This window comes from Algoriphagus marincola DSM 16067 (assembly GCF_000429405.1).
Lineage (GTDB): Bacteria > Bacteroidota > Bacteroidia > Cytophagales > Cyclobacteriaceae > Algoriphagus > Algoriphagus marincola.
Map to the genome: position 1 here is coordinate 126,095 of NZ_AUBU01000010.1, position 21,590 is coordinate 147,684.

The 21,590-nt window shown below is 42.0% G+C and carries 21 protein-coding genes and 2 pseudogenes; 14 read left to right on the plus strand and 9 right to left on the minus strand.

The features are described 5' to 3' along the window. Nucleotides 1-86 precede the first annotated feature (86 nt). A complete protein-coding gene (locus G457_RS0111100) occupies nt 87-866 on the plus strand; it encodes a 3-keto-disaccharide hydrolase (RefSeq protein WP_026946548.1) in 780 nt (259 codons plus the stop codon). Between the two features lie 60 nt (nt 867-926). On the opposite strand, the gene G457_RS0111105 is transcribed toward G457_RS0111100, so the two are convergent. From G457_RS0111105 to G457_RS0111125, 6 genes and pseudogenes are all read right to left on the minus strand, one after another. Beyond that, nucleotides 927-1,343 carry an energy transducer TonB gene (locus G457_RS0111105; RefSeq protein ID WP_026946549.1) on the minus strand — a complete coding sequence of 139 codons (417 nt, stop codon included), beginning with the start codon at nt 1,341-1,343 and terminating at the stop codon, nt 927-929. Nucleotides 1,344-1,372: 29 nt separating this feature from the next. After that, nucleotides 1,373-1,696, minus strand: a pseudogene (locus G457_RS23130) (energy transducer TonB); the annotation flags it as partial. Between the two features lie 216 nt (nt 1,697-1,912). Next, nucleotides 1,913-2,650, minus strand: a pseudogene (locus tag G457_RS23135) (M56 family metallopeptidase); the annotation flags it as partial. Next, complete coding sequence (locus tag G457_RS0111115) at nt 2,647-3,021, minus strand: BlaI/MecI/CopY family transcriptional regulator (RefSeq protein WP_026946551.1); 375 nt, start codon at nt 3,019-3,021, stop codon at nt 2,647-2,649. The pseudogene G457_RS23135 and the gene G457_RS0111115, both read right to left, overlap by 4 nt. 217 nt (nt 3,022-3,238) lie before the next feature. Next, the gene (locus tag G457_RS0111120) at nt 3,239-4,072 is read right to left on the minus strand and encodes a DUF4249 family protein (RefSeq protein WP_026946552.1); all 834 of its coding nucleotides are present in this window, start codon (nt 4,070-4,072) and stop codon (nt 3,239-3,241) included. Continuing rightward, nucleotides 4,072-6,459, minus strand: coding sequence for a TonB-dependent receptor (locus G457_RS0111125; protein ID WP_026946553.1), 2,388 nt, complete (start codon nt 6,457-6,459; stop codon nt 4,072-4,074). Before G457_RS0111125 ends, G457_RS0111120 begins: the two co-directional genes overlap by 1 nt. Nucleotides 6,460-6,598: 139 nt before the next feature. On the opposite strand from G457_RS0111125, the gene G457_RS0111130 reads away from it, so the two are divergent. From G457_RS0111130 to dprA, 13 genes are all read left to right on the plus strand, one after another. Then, complete coding sequence (locus G457_RS0111130; protein ID WP_026946554.1) at nt 6,599-7,564, plus strand: vWA domain-containing protein; 966 nt, start codon at nt 6,599-6,601, stop codon at nt 7,562-7,564. A 1-nt stretch (nt 7,565) separates the two neighbouring features. Beyond that, nucleotides 7,566-8,210 (plus strand): hypothetical protein, encoded by a 645-nt coding sequence (locus G457_RS0111135; protein WP_026946555.1) that lies wholly within the window; start codon nt 7,566-7,568, stop codon nt 8,208-8,210. Next, the gene (locus G457_RS0111140) at nt 8,200-8,814 is read left to right on the plus strand and encodes a hypothetical protein (RefSeq protein ID WP_026946556.1); all 615 of its coding nucleotides are present in this window, start codon (nt 8,200-8,202) and stop codon (nt 8,812-8,814) included. Before G457_RS0111135 ends, G457_RS0111140 begins: the two co-directional genes overlap by 11 nt. Nucleotides 8,815-8,855: 41 nt before the next feature. Continuing rightward, complete coding sequence (locus G457_RS0111145; RefSeq protein WP_026946557.1) at nt 8,856-10,037, plus strand: acetyl-CoA C-acyltransferase; 1,182 nt, start codon at nt 8,856-8,858, stop codon at nt 10,035-10,037. 46 nt (nt 10,038-10,083) lie between these two features. Beyond that, on the plus strand, nt 10,084-11,175 hold the full coding sequence (locus G457_RS0111150) for a toxin-antitoxin system YwqK family antitoxin (RefSeq protein WP_155847133.1): 1,092 nt from the start codon (nt 10,084-10,086) through the stop codon (nt 11,173-11,175). Between the two features lie 54 nt (nt 11,176-11,229). Next, a complete protein-coding gene (locus G457_RS0111155; protein WP_026946559.1) occupies nt 11,230-12,174 on the plus strand; it encodes a phosphoribosylaminoimidazolesuccinocarboxamide synthase in 945 nt (314 codons plus the stop codon). A 99-nt stretch (nt 12,175-12,273) separates the two neighbouring features. Further along, on the plus strand, nt 12,274-12,663 hold the full coding sequence (locus tag G457_RS0111160) for an STAS domain-containing protein (RefSeq protein ID WP_026946560.1): 390 nt from the start codon (nt 12,274-12,276) through the stop codon (nt 12,661-12,663). Then, complete coding sequence (locus G457_RS0111165) at nt 12,660-13,577, plus strand: ribonuclease Z (protein WP_026946561.1); 918 nt, start codon at nt 12,660-12,662, stop codon at nt 13,575-13,577. Before G457_RS0111160 ends, G457_RS0111165 begins: the two co-directional genes overlap by 4 nt. Beyond that, entirely contained in the window at nt 13,574-14,365 is a 792-nt protein-coding gene (locus G457_RS0111170; RefSeq protein ID WP_026946562.1) for a queuosine precursor transporter, read from the plus strand. Before G457_RS0111165 ends, G457_RS0111170 begins: the two co-directional genes overlap by 4 nt. A 219-nt stretch (nt 14,366-14,584) precedes the next feature. Further along, the gene (locus G457_RS0111175) at nt 14,585-16,306 is read left to right on the plus strand and encodes a DEAD/DEAH box helicase (RefSeq protein WP_026946563.1); all 1,722 of its coding nucleotides are present in this window, start codon (nt 14,585-14,587) and stop codon (nt 16,304-16,306) included. A 74-nt stretch (nt 16,307-16,380) separates the two neighbouring features. Beyond that, complete coding sequence (locus G457_RS0111180; RefSeq protein ID WP_026946564.1) at nt 16,381-17,085, plus strand: 16S rRNA (uracil(1498)-N(3))-methyltransferase; 705 nt, start codon at nt 16,381-16,383, stop codon at nt 17,083-17,085. 94 nt (nt 17,086-17,179) lie between these two features. After that, entirely contained in the window at nt 17,180-17,533 is a 354-nt protein-coding gene (locus G457_RS0111185) for a MerR family transcriptional regulator (protein ID WP_026946565.1), read from the plus strand. Further along, nucleotides 17,514-18,632 carry a DNA-processing protein DprA gene (dprA, locus tag G457_RS0111190; protein WP_026946566.1) on the plus strand — a complete coding sequence of 373 codons (1,119 nt, stop codon included), beginning with the start codon at nt 17,514-17,516 and terminating at the stop codon, nt 18,630-18,632. Before G457_RS0111185 ends, dprA begins: the two co-directional genes overlap by 20 nt. Here dprA and G457_RS0111195 read toward each other — a convergent pair whose 3' ends face one another. The 3 genes from G457_RS0111195 to G457_RS0111205 form a co-directional block, all read right to left on the minus strand. After that, the gene (locus G457_RS0111195; protein WP_035483684.1) at nt 18,633-19,181 is read right to left on the minus strand and encodes a PepSY-associated TM helix domain-containing protein; all 549 of its coding nucleotides are present in this window, start codon (nt 19,179-19,181) and stop codon (nt 18,633-18,635) included. 2 nt (nt 19,182-19,183) lie between these two features. Continuing rightward, nucleotides 19,184-20,032 (minus strand): hydroxymethylglutaryl-CoA lyase, encoded by an 849-nt coding sequence (locus G457_RS0111200; protein WP_026946568.1) that lies wholly within the window; start codon nt 20,030-20,032, stop codon nt 19,184-19,186. Between the two features lie 89 nt (nt 20,033-20,121). Next, nucleotides 20,122-21,477 carry a DEAD/DEAH box helicase gene (locus G457_RS0111205; protein WP_026946569.1) on the minus strand — a complete coding sequence of 452 codons (1,356 nt, stop codon included), beginning with the start codon at nt 21,475-21,477 and terminating at the stop codon, nt 20,122-20,124. Nucleotides 21,478-21,590 lie beyond the last annotated feature (113 nt).

Consider the following 21,590-nt stretch of genomic DNA (forward strand, 5'->3'; position numbering starts at 1 on the left):
AAGCCCTAAATTCCATGAGAAACTTTCCGGCTTTCATAAAAATAACCAAATTACATGCATTCAACACAACCCAAAATAGTAAACCTATGAAAACCAAAAATCTCTCTCTTCAATGGATTATTGCTTTAGTCTTAATTTTTATGAGCACTGCTGTAGCAAAAGCCCAAGTTGGAGTTGGCACAGCTCCGATCGAAGGAGCTGAATTGATGCTAGATGGAAGCAAAGAAATGCTTTTAGAAAAATGGCAATACTGGCAGGGACCTCGTTTTTCGGCTGAGCCTCCCATCAAATGGATGGAAGTGAAAGACCCAGTAGATGGAGGAAAGGCGATCAGTAGCAATGATCCTGCAGCAGCAGGAGGAAAATATGGCGCAGCGGATATCGTCACAAAAAAAGAATATCGGGATTTTAGAGCCCATGTGGAATTTTTGATCAAAAATGAGGGAGGAAATAGCGGGGTTTACCTTCAAAACCGATATGAGATCCAAATCCTAGATGGAGACTATGGTTTGCATGGATTGGCTGCCGTGATCAATGAACATCTACCAAAGGAACAAGCTTACAATGGTCTTGGAAAATGGAATGCCTATGATATTGTCTTCAAAGCAGCCCGCTTTGAGAATGGAACACTTACAGAAAAAGCTCGGGTGACGATTTACTTCAATGGTAAAAAAATTCATGAAGATGTGAGTATTCAGCAGGTTTGGGGTGGTCCAAATTCCGGCATCGATGGCGGAAGTGATGGCGGAAAAGGAATAACAGACCGTCCTGGCGGATTGAAACTGCAAGCGGAAGGACACGATGTATTTTACAGAAACATCTGGATCAAGCCACTGAACTTAGATGGGCAATCCACCGATTTTTAATTTCCAAAACAAAAAAAAGGCTTTCTAGATTTAGAAAGCCTTTCTTTTTGTCATTCCGGATTATCCTAATTTAAAGCGAATCGGAAGTCTCATTTCTGTTCGTACCGTAGCTCCATCTTTTACCCCGGCTTTCCATTTCGGTGAAAGCTGCAAAACCCTAATCGCTTCCTCATCACAGCCCCCTCCTATTCCACGAAGGATCTGAGTTTCCGAAATTGTGCCATCTTTTTCAACAATGAATTTTACAATCACAGTACCTTCGATTCCTTTATCTCTAGCCATCTCTGGGTACCTTAGATTTTTAGCCAAATGAGAAAACATCCACTCATTCATTCCGCCTGGAGGCTCAGGCATCTGCTCTAGCGTATGAGCCTCTGTAGCCGAAACAGTTGATTCTTGGGCAAGAGCATTAATTCCAAAGATCATCATCCCAAGAGTAAGTAGAAAGGTAAAACTAGTTCTTAAAACCCTTTTCATAAATGTGGTAATTGATTGACTTGAAATTTTTAGCTTAGCTTAAACCGAATTGGCAATCGCATGCGGGTTCGAACTTCTCGTCCACGCTGCTTGCCCGGCTCCCAATTAGGTGCATTTTGAATCACTCGTAACGCTTCCTCATCACAGCCAGCACCGATTCCTCGAAGCAGTTCCACATCTGTGATGGAGCCATCTGTATTGATCACGAAAACCGCAATCACTGTACCCTCGATACCCATTTCTTTTGCTTGGGCAGGATATTTTAGATTTTGAGTTAGGTAATTATTCCATGCCGCCATTCCACCAGAAGGTGTAGGAGGAGTCTCAACCACATCAAATATTTCATCTGCTTCGATCTCGACAAGCTTTCCATTAACCATTTCCTTTAATTGAACAGTGCCATCCGCATCTTGAATTTCGACCACATTTTCAGGTTTGATTGATTCATCATCTGCAAGATTTTGATCGCAGGCAAAAACTATTACCATCAGTGAAACCAACGGTATCACCATAAGAAAGCGGCTTTTTGCAGTGCTTTTTGATTTTTCTCGATTCATCATAATAATTCTCTTTTTGGTTTGAAACTGATTAAAGCTATTGGTAAGCTGCCAGCTTTGATCTTTTACAATCAGCCTGAGAAGCAGCCGAGAATAGTCAAATTGAGAAAAAGATTTCGTCACACCCTGATCAGCTTGAAACTCGTGAACCTCACGCAATAACTTCTCATAGAGGTAAGCTAGTGGATTAAACCAGAAAACAGCCTTAAATAAGTGAGTGAAAAGAAGATCCCAAGAATGACCTTTTGAAACATGGACCGACTCATGAAGTAATATCTGACGCTGATCTTCTTCCTCTGGCTCGAAATAGGGCAAAAGAATATATCCAAAATAGGAAGCCGGTTCAAAGCTTGGGTGGACAGCTATTTTCAGGCCTTGGTAACTGAACTTTTCAACCAGTTGAAGTTGGAAAAAAGGTTTTACCAATCCCAAAATCACCTTCAGCAAAGCAATAGAAAATCCGATCACATATACTGTCAGCATCAAATCCATCCAGCCAAAGGAAACTTCCTCTGTGGCCACCCCCTTACCCAACTCAAAAGCTGGTAGGGTAAACTCTGCCAGTGCATTTTCTGGGTTGGAAAACTCAAAAGATAGAAAAGGCAATCCTATGGATAGAACTAGAAGAACTATCAAAAATCCTCTATTCCATTCGAAGAAGGTGAGTTTCTCCAGCGCTAGCTTATAGAATAACAAACCAATGGCCAGAATCAGACTTCCTTCGATCCACAAATCAATTAGCCAATTCATTTTTTAGCGTTTTTTTCTGCATCATCTATCAGCTTCTGGAGATCTTTAATCTCATTTTTGGAGATTTTTTTCTCATTCACCATGAAGGATAGAAAGTTGCTCACAGAACCTTGGAAGAAATTAGAAACCATGTGATTGATTTTACCCTTGGAATACTCCTCCTGAGAAATCAATGGAATATACATGTGTGTATTTCCATAAACCTTGTGCGTCAAATACCCCTTGCTTTCCAAAAGACGTACCGTGGAAGCAATCGTCGTGTAGGGCGGTTTGGGCTCATCAAGCTCATTCAAAATATCCCGAACTAATCCCTGCCCAATTCTCCAAAGTACCCGCATCATGCGTTCTTCATTTGCTGAAATCTCTTTCATAATTCAATAGTAAGATTAATTATTTAAACATACAACTTATTTTTCGTATTTCTACGATTCATGTTAACTAGTATCAATTTATTAAAAGCCTTCAATAATCAAAAGCTGAATTGCGATTAATTCAAATATCTTCTTGAAAAAGTCCTGAAAAAAGAGAGGACATCCTTCAATAAATTGGAAGTAAATTATTGAATTTGATCTAATTAGAGGAAAAAATCTATTCCTCTTCTACTATTTCAATGGATTCGGTCAAAACAGGACCCACAAAGAAATAACCTAGTATCTCACCGCTTCCTTGAGTAATTTGGATATTGGTGTCAGGATTTTGAGGCGGTGGACTGAAAAGTCCGCCATCATTAAATAGTAGACCCACGAGTTGGTTAAAGTATTCATATACATCGCGGTTCATACGGAAAAGCTCCAAGCGAACCTGATCTCCTTTTTCAAAAGCATAATTCAATTCTAAACCCTGAGAAAAAAATTCTACTCCGAAGGTGTCATCAAAAAGCAAATAATCCCCCCGATCGTTTTTGAGTGTATCATTTTCAATCACTCGAATCCGATAGTAATTATCCTCATCAAATGGAATCTTTCCAAAAGCTTTGATATAATACCCCTCCTCTCTGAATACGCGTTCCTCCCGAAATTCGAAAGTCAAACTATCCAATACCGGTGGCTCCAACATCGTCCCTTGGGAGCGATACTCTTGTTCATTCCATTTCACGAGCAATTCATAGCTCTCTCCTATTCGAGCCACTGACCTAGGGTCAAAAGGCTTGTAAAATCCAAACTGAGGTAAAAACTCAAACCTTGTAATTTCATTGGTTTCGAGATTTCTAATAGATACTTCCGCATCCTGAATCAAAAGTTCATCAGAATTATCAAAGTAATCCTGAGCTAATGAAATTCGTACCTGATTGAAACTAGGATTATCCGTCCAGCTACCTTCTATAACAGGAATCAAGCCGTCAATAGTAGCTAATGGCAGTTCTACTTCCTCTTGGCAGGAAAAAAAACTAATTGCTAAGAATATGCTAAGTAACCGCTTCATCAAAACTGGAAGTTATAGGTGATAGATGGAAGAAAAGTGAATAAGTAAGTCATCACAATACCCCGTCGGGAAGATTCTACAGGACCATCGGAAGGACTGACGGTAATATCGTCGTTGTATATCTCTCTAAACTCGTAAGCAAATGGGTTTTTGCGACCGTAAAGATTGTAAATGCTGAAATTCCAGCTTCCCCTCCATCGCTTGCCCTTATTGGAGTTTTTCCAAGTGACAGAAGCATCCATCCGGTGATAGTCAGGAAATCTGTCTTCATTTCTAAATGGTGAGAACAAAGGCAATTGCTGATTATCGGCGAGATAAGTGCCTACTGGGAAAGTGACCGCCTGACCAGTAGTATAAATAAAGGTCAATCCGGCAGACCACTTCTGAGAAAACTCATGGTTCAGTACCAAAGTGACATCATGTGGCCGATCGAACCGCGGATTGTAAGCTTGCCCTTGACTGATACCTTCAATTTCTCTCCAAGCTCGAGACCATGTATAAGCTAACCACCCGGTAGTTTTTCCTATATTTTTTCGAAGTAAAAACTCCACGCCATAGCTCCATCCTCTTCCGGAAAGGATTTCAGTTTCTACATTATCTGTGAATAGAACCTGAGCCCCATTTCTCAAATCAATGATTCCCTCCAGTGTTTTGTAATATCCTTCCACAGACAGCTCCCATTTGTTTTCTTCAAAATTTCTGAAGAAACCCAAAGAAAATTGATCGCTTCTGATCGGATCGACATAACTATCCGCCAAAATCCAGCGGTCAATCGGAAGACCTGCTGAGCTGTTGGAAGCGATCTGCACGTATTGGAAATTTCGATTGTAAGCAGACTTGACCGAAAACTTATCATTGATAAGATATCGGAAAGCTAAACGTGGCTCCAAACCTTGATAGAATTGGATATTTTGGAAGCGATCATAGCGAACCGAATCTATCACTTCTGCCTCAGGACCAGGAATACCTCCCTCATACTCATACTTGACCCCATTTCCGAGCTGATTATATAAACCCCATCGAAGTCCCGCTTCCACACTAAGCTTGCTCGTGATATCCAGAGAAGTACCTGCAAAAATATTGTTGAGCAGCCCATTTTTTGAATTAGTGGATATTCCCTGAATATTACTTCCAGGAGCGGGAGTAAGCTCAATGGGGGCAAATCGATAATATTGAGAGTGAAAGCCCCAATAGGTATTGATTCCTTTCCGATTGACTTGCCAAGTTCCTTTTACACCTGATTCAGAAAGGTTGTTGCCCCACTCAAAGCCATTTTCCGGATCGTCGAAGTCGATCGAATACCGATAGCGCGAATGGTAGGCATTCAAGTCGAAAAAGGTATCGTCACTGATATTTCTAGACCAGGTGGCAGCACTCACCCAATTGGTCCAGCCCAAGCCAAACTGATCGTCAAGCCCCAAAAAATCCCTTCCTTGATAGGTACTTACTCTTAAGCGGTCACGGTCACCGATTCGAAATACAGCTTTACCACTGAGGTCGTGAAAATTCAGCTTGTTATTTCGAATTTCTTCATCTCTTGCAAAGCCCAAAAACACATCGGCATAGGTTCTACGTCCAGAAACTATGAAGGTAGAGTTTTCGGAAAAAAGCGGCCCATCTATCGTTAATCGGGATGAAATAGTTCCTATCCCGCCTTCTCCGTGGATTTGTTGGTTATTTCCTTCTTTGAGGGATACATCTATTAGCGAGGAAAGCCTACCTCCAAAAGAAGCAGGCATATTTCCTTTATATAGTTCTACTCCACTAAGCGCATCTGGATTAAAGACCGAAAAGAATCCAAAAAAGTGGGAAGGGTTGTAAACTGGGGCTCCATCTATTTGGACTAGGTTTTGATCAGCTGAACCTCCTCGTACAAAAAGACCCGTGGTCCCCTCTCCTGCTGTCTGTACACCAGGCAAAAGCTGTAAACTCCGAAGCAAGTCAACTTCACCGAATAAGGCGGGAATATTTTTGATCGTCTGAATCGGAACGCTGTTTTTACCAGTTTCCAGACTTTTGATATTCTGATCGGGTCTCAATTCCTGAATCAACACCTCATCGAGAGATAACTCATCAGGCCGAAGGAATATTTTGACGGTTTTGTTGAGATCTTTTTCTGTAATGGAACGAACAGATGTCTGATAACCAACAAATGAGATAGTCAGGTTAGCAGGAAGATCAACCACGCTGATCTCAAATTCACCCTCAAGGTTAGAAACCACCCCGGCTGTTTTATTTCCTTCCCAGTAGATATTAGCGCCCGGAAGAGGAAATGAATTATCCACGTCAATCACAACACCCTTTATCAGCTGCTCTTGAGCGATAGAGCGAAGAGGAAGTAAGCTTATTAATAGAATTAGAATTTTGAAAAAAATGGCTTTGGACATCAGGTAGGATATAATTCAGCTTTCAAGTACACGGCCTAAGCGGCTTAATGTTTGTTAATTTTCAAATGGAGTCACAAATCTAAACTTACCATTCATCCCAAAGGTTATTTCCTTGCTAATTATTTTATAATTTCAGGCCATGATTTGGGCATATCCTGATTTCAAACTTTTAATCATTCTAGCCGGAGCTTTTGCTTTGGGGTACTTATTTTACATCTCCAGATTCTGGTTGATCAATCGCCGACTTAAAGTCGAAAAACGACGATTGCTTACTAAACTCATTCTACGAACAAGCTACTTTATTCTTTTTCTTATCTCATTTGCAGGACCTTCTATTGGCACATCGACCAAGGAAGTCAAAGAGGAGGGCAAGGACATTTTCCTGGCCATTGACCTATCTCAGTCTATGAATGCGACAGATATTGGCCCTAGCCGTCTACAAAGGATTAAATTTGAATTGAAGGAGTTGATCAAAAATTTTCCTTCTGATCGAATTGGCCTTATTATTTTTTCCTCAGAAGCTTACATGCAATGTCCATTGACCTTTGACCAAAATGTCATTCAGCTTTATCTGGATGGACTCAATACCGGCTTGGTTCCTAATGCTGGCACTGACCTAAGTGGTCCACTTCGAATGGCCTTAGATCGATTTGTAAGCGATGTTTCTCCAGAAGTCAAATCCAAATCAGTGGTTCTGATTTCAGACGGAGAGGACTTCGGAGGAGAATATGAGGATGTAGCCGCTTCTCTTGCAGAAGCTGGTATCAAGGTTTTTTCTTTGGGAATCGGTACAGATGCCGGAAGCTCTATTCCTCGCGGAAATGGCGTGGTGATTGATCCCAATACAGGGAGACCTGCGGAAACAAGACTGGACCGGGATGCACTTCAAAAAATTGCCATCGAAACAGGTGGAAGGTATTTTGAAATATCGGATGTTTCTCAGGAAGTCAGTGATTTGATCGGTAATCTAGAGCGATTGGAAGGCGGCACCATCGGTACCCGACAGGTAGAAGCCTCTTCCAACAAATATTTCTATTTTCTACTTGCAGGATTGATCCTTTCCGTTTTGGATATGATTCTTCCCATCAAAACCATTAAACTTTGATATGAACGGTGGAAAATTAATCATCGGCCTTCTTTTACTCATTCCTTCCTCATGGATGCGTGATTCGGAATTGAATGCTGCGATTGATGTGGCTGGGGAGAGTTTTGCCAATGGAGAATACGAACAATCCTACCAGGATCATCTTGCCCTGCAAGAACGCTTCGGCGTAAGCTACAGTGAGTTGGATTTTAACCTGGGTCTTAGTGCTCAGTATTCGGAGAAGCTTGATGAGGCAGCAGGTTACTATGACAAAGCAAGTACGAGCGCGGATATGATTCTATCTTCCTTCGCATACAATCAGGGAGGTGTTTTACTTGGAAACAAAAAGGAATACGAAGCTGCGCTTAGTAAATTCAAAACAGCCTTGATCAAGGATCCATTGAACGAAGTCGCAAGATATAATTATGAATTGCTTGCCAGATGGATAAAGCGAGACGAAGAACGAAAAAATCAAGAGGAGAATCCTCCCGAGCCATCAGACTTTGCCAAGCGAAAAAAAGCAGAAGCTGATCGCTTGGTTGAACAATTCCGGTTCCGAGATGCGTTAAACCTTATGAATGAAGCGCTGGCTCAGGATCAAACCGTGGCAGCCTACCAGCAATTCATCACCACTCTTCAAGAAGTCACTGAGATCAATGAAAACTAAAATAATACTACTTTCAGCAATCATTTTCACCTTTTCACTGACGTCCTATGCCCAGACAGCCGGTGACTTTTTTAATAAAGCAGCTCGCTCCTACGTAAAGACTGAAAAGGAACAAGCACTCCAAACCGTGAATGATGGATTGAGTAAATTTCCGGGAGATAGCAAACTGCAAGCATTGAAAGATAAGCTTGAACAAGAGCAAGAAGACGAGCAAAATCAAAATCAAGAGCAGCAGAATCAGCAAAACCAAGAACAGCAAAACCAAGAGAACCAACAAAGTCAGGGAGAGCAGGGCGAACAGCAGCAAAATCAGGATCAAGGGGAAAAAACAGAGCAGGATCAGGCAAAAGAATCTGAATCCGGAGATCCTCAGGAAAAAAGCCAGGATCCGGCCAGTGAAAACGCTAACGATCAGATGGATGCCAACCTTGCTGAGCGACAAAAAGCTTTAGAGGAATTCAAGGAAAAGCTAAAAGCGATGAATTTGACCCCTGAGCAAGCTGCACAGATTCTTGAAAGTATGAATGCCGCAGAGCTCCGCTACATTCAACAGAATAGAAAAAAGGCCACTCAGCGACCCAAGCGGGGAATTCCTGACTGGTAAACCCAAAAGCGAAATATTTTATCAGAAAAACCCAAATAAACATGTTCAAAGAAGTATACATCGTATCAGCCGTCCGGACACCACTTGGTAGTTTCGGCGGAAAACTTTCAGGACTAACAGCAGTAGAGCTAGGTACTACCGCCATCAAAGGAGCTTTGGAAAAGTCGGGCGTAAAAGCCGAGGCTGTTCAGGAAGTTTTTATGGGAAATGTCATTTCGGCCAACTTAGGTCAAGCACCCGCAAGACAGGCCGCGATTGGAGCGGGGATCGGATATCAGGTTCCTTGTACCACGGTAAACAAGGTATGTGCATCAGGTATGAAATCGGTCATGTTTGGAGCTCAAAGCATCATGCTTGGAATCAACGATGTAGTTGTGGCTGGAGGCATGGAAAGCATGTCAAATGTCCCATTCTACGTACCTAAAGCTCGTTTTGGATACAAATACGGTAATGCGGAGTTTGTAGATGGTCTTGTAAAGGATGGACTTTTTGAGGTGTATTATAAGTTCCCGATGGGCAACTGCGCAGACAACACCGCTAAGGAAATGAATATCTCGCGAGAAGAACAAGATGCTTATGCCATTCAATCCTACCAGCGTGCAGCTGATGCTTGGGCGAAAGGATACTTCAAGGATGAGGTAATTCCTGTAGAAATGAAGGGCAGAAAAGGCGAGACCATTCTGATCGATGAAGATGAGGAGTACAAAAACGTCATGTTTGAAAAAATCCCAAGTCTCCGTCCAGTATTCGATAAAGAAGGCACAGTCACAGCAGCCAACGCATCTACCATGAATGATGGAGCTTCTGCTTTGGTCTTGGTTAGCAAGGAAAAAGCAGATGAATTGGGTCTTAAGCCTTTGGCAAAAATCCGAGGCTTTGCAGATGCTGCTACAGATCCGCTTTGGTTTACTACTGCTCCGGCATTAGCCATTCCAAAAGCTATTCAGCATGCAGGTATCAGTGCCGATGAGGTAGATTTCTATGAGATCAATGAAGCCTTCTCAGCGGTAGCTTTAGCAAATCAAAAAGAATTGAAATTGGACCCAGCCAAGCTAAATGTCTATGGCGGAGCTGTTTCTCTCGGACATCCACTGGGAGCATCAGGTGCTAGAATCATTTCCACCTTGAATTCAGTCCTTCATCAGCAATCCGGCTCCATTGGTGTAGCCGGAATTTGTAACGGAGGTGGCGGTGCCTCTGCTATGGTAATTGAAAAATTATAATCAAACCCACAAACTATCCGCGGCATATTCTGTCGCGGATTTTTTTATGAAACGTTTTGCACCCTTCATTCTACTTCTGATCAGCCTCAGTCCCGTCTATGGGCAGGAAATGGTTCGGGTATTTTATGACGAGCAGCAGACTATGCTCAAAGAAATCTACCCTACCGTCAATGGCAAGGCAGAAGGAACCTTGAAACGGTTTAATGAAGAGGGTAAATTGATTCTACTCGGAAATCTCAAAGCTGATCAGCGTGAAGGGCTTTTCGTAGAATTGAATCCGGATACAGGTGACACCCTGCGAACCATCCCTTTTGAAAAAAATCTGAAGCATGGAGTAAGTCAGACATTCTTTTTGGATGGTACAATCAGACAAGAGCTCCGCTATGAAAATGATCAAATCGAAGGGCCAGTTACGACTTACTTTGAAAATGGTCAGCTTCAGGACAGGACTGAGTTTTCCAATAATGTCCCCAATGGAAAAAGTGAACGCTTTTTCCCGGATGGCGCTGTGCAGCAAATTATCCATTTTGAAGCAGGAAGGCTTCAGGGGCCATATGAAGAGTATTACCCAAATGGTAAAATCAAGCGAAGAGCAACTTACCGAGATGGGGAGCTAGAAAGTGAAGAGTTTACTTTCTATGAGGACGGTAGTAAATATGTCGTAGCCAATTACAAGAAGGGATTCTTAGATGGTGAATACCTTGAATATTTTCCGGATGGAAGTATCCAAAAGAAGACATCTTATAAAAACGGGGTAATTTCTGGCGAGTCGAAGGAATTTTATGAAAATGGAAAACTGCGTCAAAAAATTACTTTCAAAAATGGAATTCCAACTAGCCCTCTCGAAACCTTTCATCCAGATGGAAAAAAAGCTTTAGTCCGGGAATTTTCTCCCAGATCTGATCTAGCAAGCCGAGAACTACAGTATCACCCAAATGGACAATTGAAAATGGAAATCACTTTCCTTCAAGGACTTGAATCCGGTAAAGTCCAAGTATTTCGGGAAGATGGCTCACTTGAGGAAGTTCGCTTTTACCAGCGGGGAATTCCTACTGGCACTTGGGAGTATTATGATGAATCAGGCGAGCTAATCCGAACCGAGAAAAAAGAATCGATTAGAAAAAAGATTGATTACTAATCATTCCCTTTAATTGAATAAAAGCTTTCCTATTTTTGCCAAAACATCTGAATCATGAGCCACGCAATCAAAGAGACCAACTTCCAATTTCCTGCACAAATTGACTTTTACAAAGGAAAGGTAAGAGATGTCTATATTTTCGACAAAGAACTTGTAGTTGTGGCCTCTGATCGGATATCTGCTTTCGATGTGGTGCTTCCACGTCCTATTCCTTTCAAAGGCCAGGTATTAAATCAAATCGCAGCCAAATTCCTTGAAGCTACCTCTGACTTAGTACCTAATTGGGTCACCGCCACTCCAGATCCCAATGTCACAGTAGGAAAGCGATGCGATCCATTCAAGGTAGAAATGGTAATCCGTGGCTACCTGTCTGGACATGCCGCTCGCGAGTATAAAGCGGGAAAGCGAATGATCTGTGGCGTCCCGATGCCAGAAGGAATGAAGGAAAATGATGCTTTCCCCACCCCCATTATTACACCGACTACCAAAGCTTCCGAAGGACATGACGAGGATATTTCCAAAGAGGACATCTTAGCGAAAGGAATCGTCAGCAAGGAGGATTATGAAGTCTTGGAAAAGTACACAAGAGCCTTATTCCAACGCGGACAAGAGATGGCGAAAGAAAAGGGGTTGATCCTGGTGGACACCAAATATGAATTTGGAAAATACGAGGGAGAAATTTACCTAATCGACGAAATTCACACACCGGATTCCAGTCGATATTTCTATTCGGATGGATACGAGCAAAACCAAAAAGAAGGAAAAGCTCAGCGCCAATTATCGAAGGAATTTGTGAGGCAATGGCTGATTGAGAACGGCTTTCAGGGAAAAGATGGCCAGGTGGTGCCCAAAATGACTGATGAAATTGTACAAAGCATTTCGGATCGCTATATTGAGCTATTCGAAAAAATCACCGGAGAAAAATTTGTAAAAGCTGAAACGGATGACATAGAAACCCGCATCGAAGAAGCTATAAAAAAGTATCTAAACGAAAACTAAAATCAACAAGTATCAAGCAGGAAAGTCAATTATTTATTGATTTTATTTCCGGGCAGGATTCATCCTTTCATTTCGAAGGATAGGCAAAACAAAAATTATATGAAATATAGCATTGACAAAAAAGAACAATATGTGATTTTCACTCCAATGGAGGAAAAATTGGACTCTACGCTAGCACCAAAGTTGAAATCTGAGCTTTTGACCGTGCATGCAGAAGGCTACGAAAAGCTTGTACTAGACATGAGCCATGTAAAGTATGTAGATTCCTCAGGGCTTAGTGCCTTATTGGTTGGAGATCGTGAATATGGAAACAATGGAGGCTTGTTTTTGATCTCTGGTGTGCAGGATCATGTGCTAAAGCTTTTGAAAATCTCCATGCTGGACAAAAAGCTTAATCTAGTCAATGACTTGGAAGAGGCTGGAGAAGCGGTCTTCATGCATGAAATTGAAAACGGGGCAGTAGAAGAGGACGAGGAAGAAGAGGATTGAGACCAGAATTTGAGGTAACGATACTTGGGAATACTTCATCGATTCCTGTACATGGTCGCAATCACACCTCCCAGCTCGTAAAGCTGGGAAGTGAATTGATGCTAATCGACTGTGGTGAAGGCACGCAAATGCAACTTCGCAGGTTTCGGCTGAAGTATTCCAAAATCAATTATATTTTTATTTCACACCTTCATGGGGATCACTACCTTGGCTTGATTGGATTATTATCCAGTTTCCATTTGGCAAGGAGAAGCAATTCTTTGACTATTTTTGGACCAAAAGGTCTAGATGAAATCATCAGTACTCATTTTAGATGGAGTAATACTCAATTGACATATTCAATTGATTTTCATATTACTACAGATGATGGATTAAATCTATTGGTAAACACCCCACAATTGATGGTTTATAGCTTCCCGCTTCGCCACCGTCTTCCTACCACTGGTTTTTTGATCAAAGAAAAAGCAGGTCTTCGTAACCTGATTAAATCAAAATTGGAAGCCGAAAAGCTACCCCTTGAAGCTATTCAATCCCTTCGGAAAGGAATGGACTATATCGGCGTGGATGGCTCATTCTATCCGGTAGGGGAATACTGTTACCCACAGGAAGCTACACGGACATATGCCTATTGTTCGGACACCATTTATTGGCCCGAATTGAAAGAATACATTGCCGGGGTGGATTTACTTTATCATGAGTCTACTTTCTTGGATTCGGAGAAAGAAAGAGCAGAGCTCACCATGCACAGCACAGCAGGTCAGGCAGCATCCATAGCAGCAGCATCTTCCGTAAATAAACTGATTTTAGGGCACTTCTCCTCCAGATATAAGGATCTGAATCCTATGCTAGAAGAAGCCAAACCGATATTCGAAAATGTTGAACTGAGTGTAGAGGGAGAAACTTATCGACTATGACACGCAACGAATCTTCCAAAAAGACCAACCTCTTCATCATTTTGGGTTCAATATTTCTGACCAATGCGATCTTGGCGGAAATTATTGGAGTGAAAATATTTTCAGCAGAGCGAACTTTTGGTTTTGAGCCTGTCAATTGGAAATTTTTTGGGGAATATATTCTGGACTTCAATTTGACAGCAGGCGCTGTTATTTGGCCGATTGTCTTTGTGACCACAGATATTATTAATGAGTATTTTGGAAAGAAGGGCGTCCGTAAAATCAGTTTTCTGACTGCAGGATTAATTGCCTATGTATTTGTGGTTATCAGCGTCGTGACCATTTTAGTACCAGCTGATTTTTGGCTTGATGTCAATGCCCAAACTCCCTCAGGAAATTCCTTTGATATTTCCTATGCATTCAATACCATTTTCCGACAGGGATTGGGAATCATCATTGGTTCACTCACTGCCTTCCTCTTGGGTCAGTTGGTTGATGTCTTTGTATTCCAAAAACTACGAGCTGTCACCGGATCAAAAATGATCTGGTTGCGTGCCACAGGATCCACCTTGGTCAGTCAGTTTTTTGATTCATTTGTGGTATTGGGAATAGCTTTCTACATCTTCGGAAATTGGGAACTAAGCCAAGTTATCGCAGTGGGAATCATCAACTATGTCTACAAATTTTCAGTTGCAATTCTACTTACTCCCCTGCTCTATCTTGGACATGGGCTGATCGATCGCTATCTCGGGAAAGACCTGGCAGAAAAAATGATGAAAGAAGCCTCCTCCGATAGAACCTTCCTTTAAAAGCAAACTCAACAAGGGTCTACCAAATTATTTTTTATAAATCTCTCGATTTTTTAAACATTATTCTAAAACACTCAAACCCTCTCTTGTTTTACAAAATATTTATACATACTTTTGCACCGTCAATTTTGACACAGAATAATTTTTTCTGAGCCGTGATTTCCTTACTGTCGCTTGTCTGGGATCAAGGAACATGGCAAGAAAAAGTAAGGAAACATCATGGAAAACAACACAAAATTCTCAGACCTGGGGATTTCGAAAGAAATTCTACAGGCAGTGGAAGAGATGGGTTATACCCAACCTTCCCCAATTCAAGAACAAGCTATCCCTTACGTACTCGAAGGACATGACGTAATCGGTCAAGCCCAAACAGGTACAGGTAAAACAGCAGCATTCGCTATTCCGATCATTGATTTGGTCGACCCTGACTTCAACAAACCTCAGGCCATCATCCTTTGCCCTACTCGCGAGCTAGCGGTACAAGTAGAAGGTGAATTCCAAAAACTAGCAAAGTATCATCGCAAAATTACTTCTGTAGCTATCTACGGTGGCGAATCAATCGACAAGCAGATTCGAACACTGAAGAAAGGCGTACAAATCGTAGTAGGTACTCCAGGTCGAGTTCAAGATCACATCAATAGAGGCACCTTGAAACTTGAAGATGCTGGAATCATCGTATTGGATGAAGCGGATGAAATGTTGGATATGGGCTTTAGAGATGATATCGAAGCCATCCTTCAAGAAATGCCTGAAGAAAGACAAACCGTCTTCTTCTCTGCTACCATGGCCAAGCCAATTATGGATTTGACCAGAAAGTATCAGAATGACCCGCACATCATCAAAGTGGCGAAAAAAGAACTGACTGTCGATCGCATCGAACAGATTTACTATGAAGTAAAGCCTTCCTTGAAAATGGAACTGATGGTTCGATTGATGACGGTAAATAATTACAATCTGTCGGTTGTATTCTGTAACACGAAGCGAATGACTGATGAGGTAACTGAATCTCTCGGATCAAGAGGAATCGTAGCGGAAGCACTTCACGGAGACCTGTCTCAAGCTCAAAGAGACAAAGTGATGGGTAAATTCCGTAAAGGAATCTGTAATGTCTTGGTAGCTACAGATGTGGCTGCTCGAGGAATCGACGTGGACAATGTAGAGGCAGTATTCAATTTCGATCTTCCTTTGGACGAAGAATACTACGTACACAGAATCGGAAGAACAGGCCGCGCAGGTAAATCCGGTGTAGCAGTCAACTTCGTAACCGGTCGTAGAGATACGATGAAGATCAAGGATCTTGAAAGATTCACGAAGGCTTCCATTAATAAAATGGATCCTCCTTCTGTCAACGAACTGATTGACATGAAGAAAGCTCAGTTGGTAAAAGATGTACATCGCACCTTGGCCAAAGAAGAAGACAATCAGATCTTCGAAGAGACTTTGGGTCAATTACTTACTGAAGGACTTACCCCAGAGCAAATTGCGCTAGGTCTAATCAAAATGACCATGGGTGAGGCTGTTAAGGAACTCAGAGATCAGGATTTCTCCCTTCCTTCCTTCCAGGACAGAAGAAGAGAAAGAAATGATCGCGGAGATAGAGGCGGAAGATTTGAGCGTGGCGGAAGAGATCGCGATGGCGCACGTCGTGGCGAGCGAAGAGAAGGTGGTCGAGAGCGTAGAGGTGGCGGAAGAGCTACTGAAGCCAATATGGCTAGACTTTTCCTCAACCTCGGAAAGCGTGACCGTATCCGTCCCAATGACATCGTAGGTGCAATCGCCGGGGAAGCAGGAATCCCTGGACGAAGCATCGGTGGAATTGACATCTTCGATAACTTCTCCTTTGTGGACGTACCGCAGAAAGATGCAGATCATGTAATTCGCATCATGAAGCAAAACACCATCAAAGGGAAATCCGTAAATATGGAAATTTCAAAAGGTTGATTATAGGTTAAGGTTAATTTGGTTAAAGCACATTTCTTTCGGGAAATGTGCTTTTTTTGTATCAAAAATCAACCATGCCACTTTTTTTTCAAGAAAATATTCAGCCTCCTGAGGTCCAACTCGAACCAGAAGAATCCAAACATCTGATTCGTGTTTTAAGGAAAAAAACAGGTGATTCGGTAGATCTGACAGATGGAAATGGCAATTTGTATCATTGCAGGATTCAAGATGCTAATCCCAAAAAGACTAGCCTTCTGGTAATCGATGTTGAAAAAACTCCGGAAGATAATTTTCGAATTCATCTAGCAATTGCCCCTACCAAAAGTCCTGACCGTATGGAATGGATGGTAGAAAAAATTACAGAGATCGGTTTTCATGAAATCTACCTGATGAAGAGTCAAAATTCGGAAAGAACCTATTTGAAAACTGACAGACTCGAAAAGAAAATCATTTCTGCTTGTAAGCAGAGCAAGCAATACTTTAAACCCAGAGTCCATTCAGACATCAGCTTTTCTGATTTGATAGCAAATACCGCATTTTCGGGTTTTCAAAAATTTATTGCCTATGTGGATGAAAACCACCAAAATCATCTTTTGGACGTAGCCAAACCCATTCGAGACTACCTTATTTTAATTGGACCAGAAGGAGATTTTGATCCTGAAGAAATCAAGCAGGCGATTTCAAATGGTTTTGAACCTGTCTCCTTGGGAAAAAGCAGACTTCGAACCGAGACTGCTGGACTCGCTGCTGTGCAGATGTTGCAGATATTAAACCGTTAAGCAGTTTATTTTTATAGAAATCACTTCAAGTCATTCTTGAAGTCATCAATTGATTTTGTATTTTAGTTTATTGTTTGAAATAATTCCCAAAGCTGTGCCGTACAAAGAGAAAATCATAGAGAAAAAATATCATTCAATCGGTGAAGTTGCCGACATGTTTAAAGTTGCTCCTTCGCTTATTCGTTTCTGGGAAGGGGAATTTGATATCATCAAGCCCAAAAAAGACAAACGTGGTAACCGCAGATTTACCAAGGACGATATCCAAAAAATCCGTTTTGTCTATCATTTGGTAAAGGAAAAAGGATATACACTGGATGGAGCAAGGGAGGTCATTGCTCATGGACAGGAGCAAGGCTTTGATAAAGTTGCGGCAGTACAGAAGCTTCAGGAGATTAAAGAGTTTTTAGCGACCATTCGCGATGAATTCCATGCAAAATCCGGATCATGAACATATCCGGCATTTTATTGCTTTGGCTTTGGCTCCCAAGATTGGGCCAAGCCTTTTCAAAGCGATTTTAGCCTATTCGGGATCCCCAAAGGCATTTTTTGACATTCCAAAAGGCAAAGCTTCTAAAATTCCAAAAGTAGGTCCCAAGCTACTTGCACTTCGTGAAAGCAGAGAGGAACTTCTGCGAAAAGCGGATGATTTAATAGCAACTTCTGAGAAAAAGGGCTTTGAAATCCTTACCCATCTGGACCCAAAATTCCCCCAACGTCTAAAAGCACAGGAAGATGGGCCTGTTTTGCTTTTTTCGAAAGGAAAAGCTGATTTGAATTTCGAACGAACCATCGGAATAGTGGGCACCAGAAGTGCTACCTCTTATGGTCGGTCAGCCACAAAAAGAATCATTGAGGACCTTTCGGTTTATCAGCCTGCGATTATTTCTGGATTAGCATACGGGATTGACATTGAGGCACATCGAGCTGCTATTCATGCAGGGCTTCCCACCCTGGCAGTAATGGGCTCCCCTATCGATCAGATTTACCCGGCAGTTCATAGAAAGACCGCCGAGCAACTGCAGGAATTGGGTGCCCTTCTAAGCGAATATGCTCCCGGGACTAAAATGATGCCCGGCAATTTCCCTGCCCGAAACCGAATTATCGCGGGGTTGTCAGATGCATTAATCGTGGTAGAAGCGGCGGCTAAAGGAGGGGCGCTTATCACCGCGGAAATTGCTTACAGCTACGATAAGGAAGTATTTGCAGTACCAGGAAACCTTCAATCCAACTTTTCGGAAGGCTGCAACAACCTGATCAAGAAAATGAAAGCCTCTATTTACACTGGTCCCAATGATATTGCGGAAGCGCTCTTTTGGACAAAACCTGGAGAAGAGAAGATCCCAAAACCAAAATTGGATTTTTCAAATCGGGAAACAGAGGAATTAGCTATTCTCACCCATTTACAGGAAAAAGGAGAATCCGAAATCGACCAAATCTGCTATGCGACTGAGATTCCGCTGGGAACCTTATCCTCGAAGTTACTTTCACTAGAATTCGAAGGAATAGTCAAGTCTCTTCCAGGTAAGAAATTCAAGCTTTTGGTCTAATTACTTTTTCAGTCTCCGGATCAACTTCGGATAGTACCAAAGATAAAAGCCACTGATTCCCATCAGAATCAATCCCAGTGAAGTCAAGGTGGAATAAGTTAGCTTCGAACCTTCCCCATCAGTGAAATAATAGTCCAAAATACTGCCATCGTGGACTTTTTCGATCCAATCAGAATGTCGCGTTTCCACGGATAAAACTTCCCCAGAGAAGCCATCGAGCTGCACTTCGGTAAAATGAGTTTTAAAAGTCACTTTGGCAATTCCTTTATCCGGGCGAATATCGATTCTATCCACTTCCTCATCCCTACCCAGGTCCTTCATCTCCTCTTCCCCAATCCTAGTCATTTCGGATGGCAGAATCCAGGTTCCATTTTCCACTTGAGTTTTAAGCGTTGGAGGAAGCAATTCGGCTTTCTTTTTCCAAGCCAACAGAATGGATGTAATCCCGATCAGGAAAAAGAATATCAGCAAAGGCAATCCCAGCCATTTATGCAAATAGCGGTAGTTTCGGGTAGCCTTGACTTTGTGCTGGATTTTGGAGCTACTCATATTCAATAAAAAACAGAATTGGCAAGTTTCATGGCTTCTCCAAGCTCAGCCTTATTTAGTTGCAGGTCAAAGCCCTCTCCTTCCAATGCCTCAATCATCACTTCTGTAGCCATATTTCCAACTAAATCATCCTTGGCCATCGGACATCCTCCAAAACCTTTCAGTGCTCCATCAAATCTTCGACATCCTCCTTGGACTGCAGCGAGTACCTTTTCCTGGATAGATTCCTGACGGCTATGCAAGTGAGCCCCAAAGGTAAGGTGCGGAAAAGTGTTGATTTGTACTTTAAAAAGCTTTGTAATCAAATCCGTATCAGCTACTCCAATCGTATCACTCAGTGAAATGGTCTTTACATCCAACTGATCAAGTTTTTCTACAAATTCTGCCACCAATTCCGGTGAATATGGATCGCCGTAAGGATTTCCAAATCCCATGCTCAGGTAAACTACCTGTTCTTTGCCCTTGATTTCACAAAGATTTTGAATTGACTCGACAGTCTCTAAAGCTTGGGCAATGCTAGCCTTGGTATTTCTTTGTTGAAAGGTCTCAGAGACAGAAAGTGGAAAACCAAGGTAATCGATTTCTTCAAACTGCAAGGCATCCTCCGCGCCTCTAACATTGGCCACAATCGCCAAAAGCTTGGATTGAACCCTATGCAAATCAAGCATTTCCAATACCTCAGCAGTATCCCGCATTTGAGGAATGGCTTTTGGACTTACGAAGCTACCAAAATCAATGGTGTGAAAGCCTACCTCTAAAAGCTGATTGATGTAGGCTGCTTTGATAGAAGTATCTATGAAATCCGGAATTCCCTGCATGGCATCCCGTGGACATTCGATCAATTGAATCATGCTCGAAGATAGGCAGAATGATAATAACAAACTTCCAAAAATGTCTGAGCGTAGAATAGCCTGTTTGTCCGCTCAGAAATGAAAGCGCATCAATCAATTACATTTTTCCTATTTGAGAATTTTCCGGAAGCAGGTCTGCTTGGCTTGGGATCGTTGGGTTTGGATTCATTTTGCGAAGCTTTCGGCTGAAACTTCTCAGAAGGATTAGTCTTTTTGGAAAAATCTGAACCTCGCTTTTTGAATTTAGAACCACCTTTTTTCTTTTGGAATTTGGGTTTGTCATTTCTGGATCTTTTATCCTCCCTACTATAAGCAGGGCCCTTTTCAAATCCTTCTGGCAATTCCAACTGGTTGATTTCCATACCGATTAATTCTTCAATTCTTCGGAATTTGGGTTGATCCTTGGGATTAACAAAAGTGATCGCCTCACCTTCCATATCAGCTCTTGCGGTTCGACCCACTCGATGCACATAATCCTCGGGATCTCCTGGAGTATCAAAGTTGATCACTAGTTCAATTCCAACCACATCAATTCCCCTAGAAATGATATCCGTCCCCACCAGAATTTTCAAGGTCTTATTCTTGAAATTCGACATGATCTTCTCACGCTCAACTTGCTCTAAATCAGAATGAAATGCTTCTACTTCAAACTTCTTTCGCAGGACTTTATGAAGCGACTTGACCTTATCCTTAGTTGAGGCAAAAATGATCACTGCTTCATAATCTTTCTGAGAAAGGATATTGGTTACAAGGTCTTCCTTTTGGCCATCATACACAGAATAAAAAGACTGTGTCACGCCTTCTGCTGTCTTGCCTAAAGCGATGGAAATCTCCTCCGGGTTTTGAAGGATTTTCATACTAAACTGCCGGATTTTAGGTGGCATGGTAGCAGAAAAAAGAACTGTCTGGCGGTTTTTTGGGAGGTAATTGATGATTTTTAAAATATCGTCAGAAAAGCCCATATCCAGCATTCGATCAGCTTCGTCTAGAATCAGGTGCTCAAGTGAACTCAAGTCTATTTTTCCACCAGCAAGCAAGGCAATCAATCTTCCTGGCGTTGCTACGACGATTTCTGCTCCAGTCTCGAGCGCTTTTTTCTGCTGCTCCCAAACGATCCCATCACCACCTCCATATACTGGGATAGAACTGATTCCCAAGAAGTAAGCAAAGCCTTGAATCTGCTGATCGATTTGTATGGCTAGTTCTCGGGTAGGTGCTAAAATCAATGTATTGAGTGAGGAACTGCCTGATTTCGAAATTTTATTTAAAACCGGAAGTATAAAGGCAGCCGTCTTTCCTGTGCCAGTTTGTGCGCAGGCAATCAGGTCTCTATTTTGAATGATAACCGGTATGGCTTTTTCCTGAATGGGGGTAGGCTTTTCAAAGCCCATAGCATCCAGTCCTTCTTGTAGACTGGATTCAAAATTAAATACTGAGAAATCCAAAATGGGATAATTAAAGTGATAAAAAGCTTTACGAAGCTCATCAAATATAACTCGAATTCGGCTTGAAAGCCAATCTGCAAGCGATAAAGTCCTTCATCGACAGTTCAATTGAA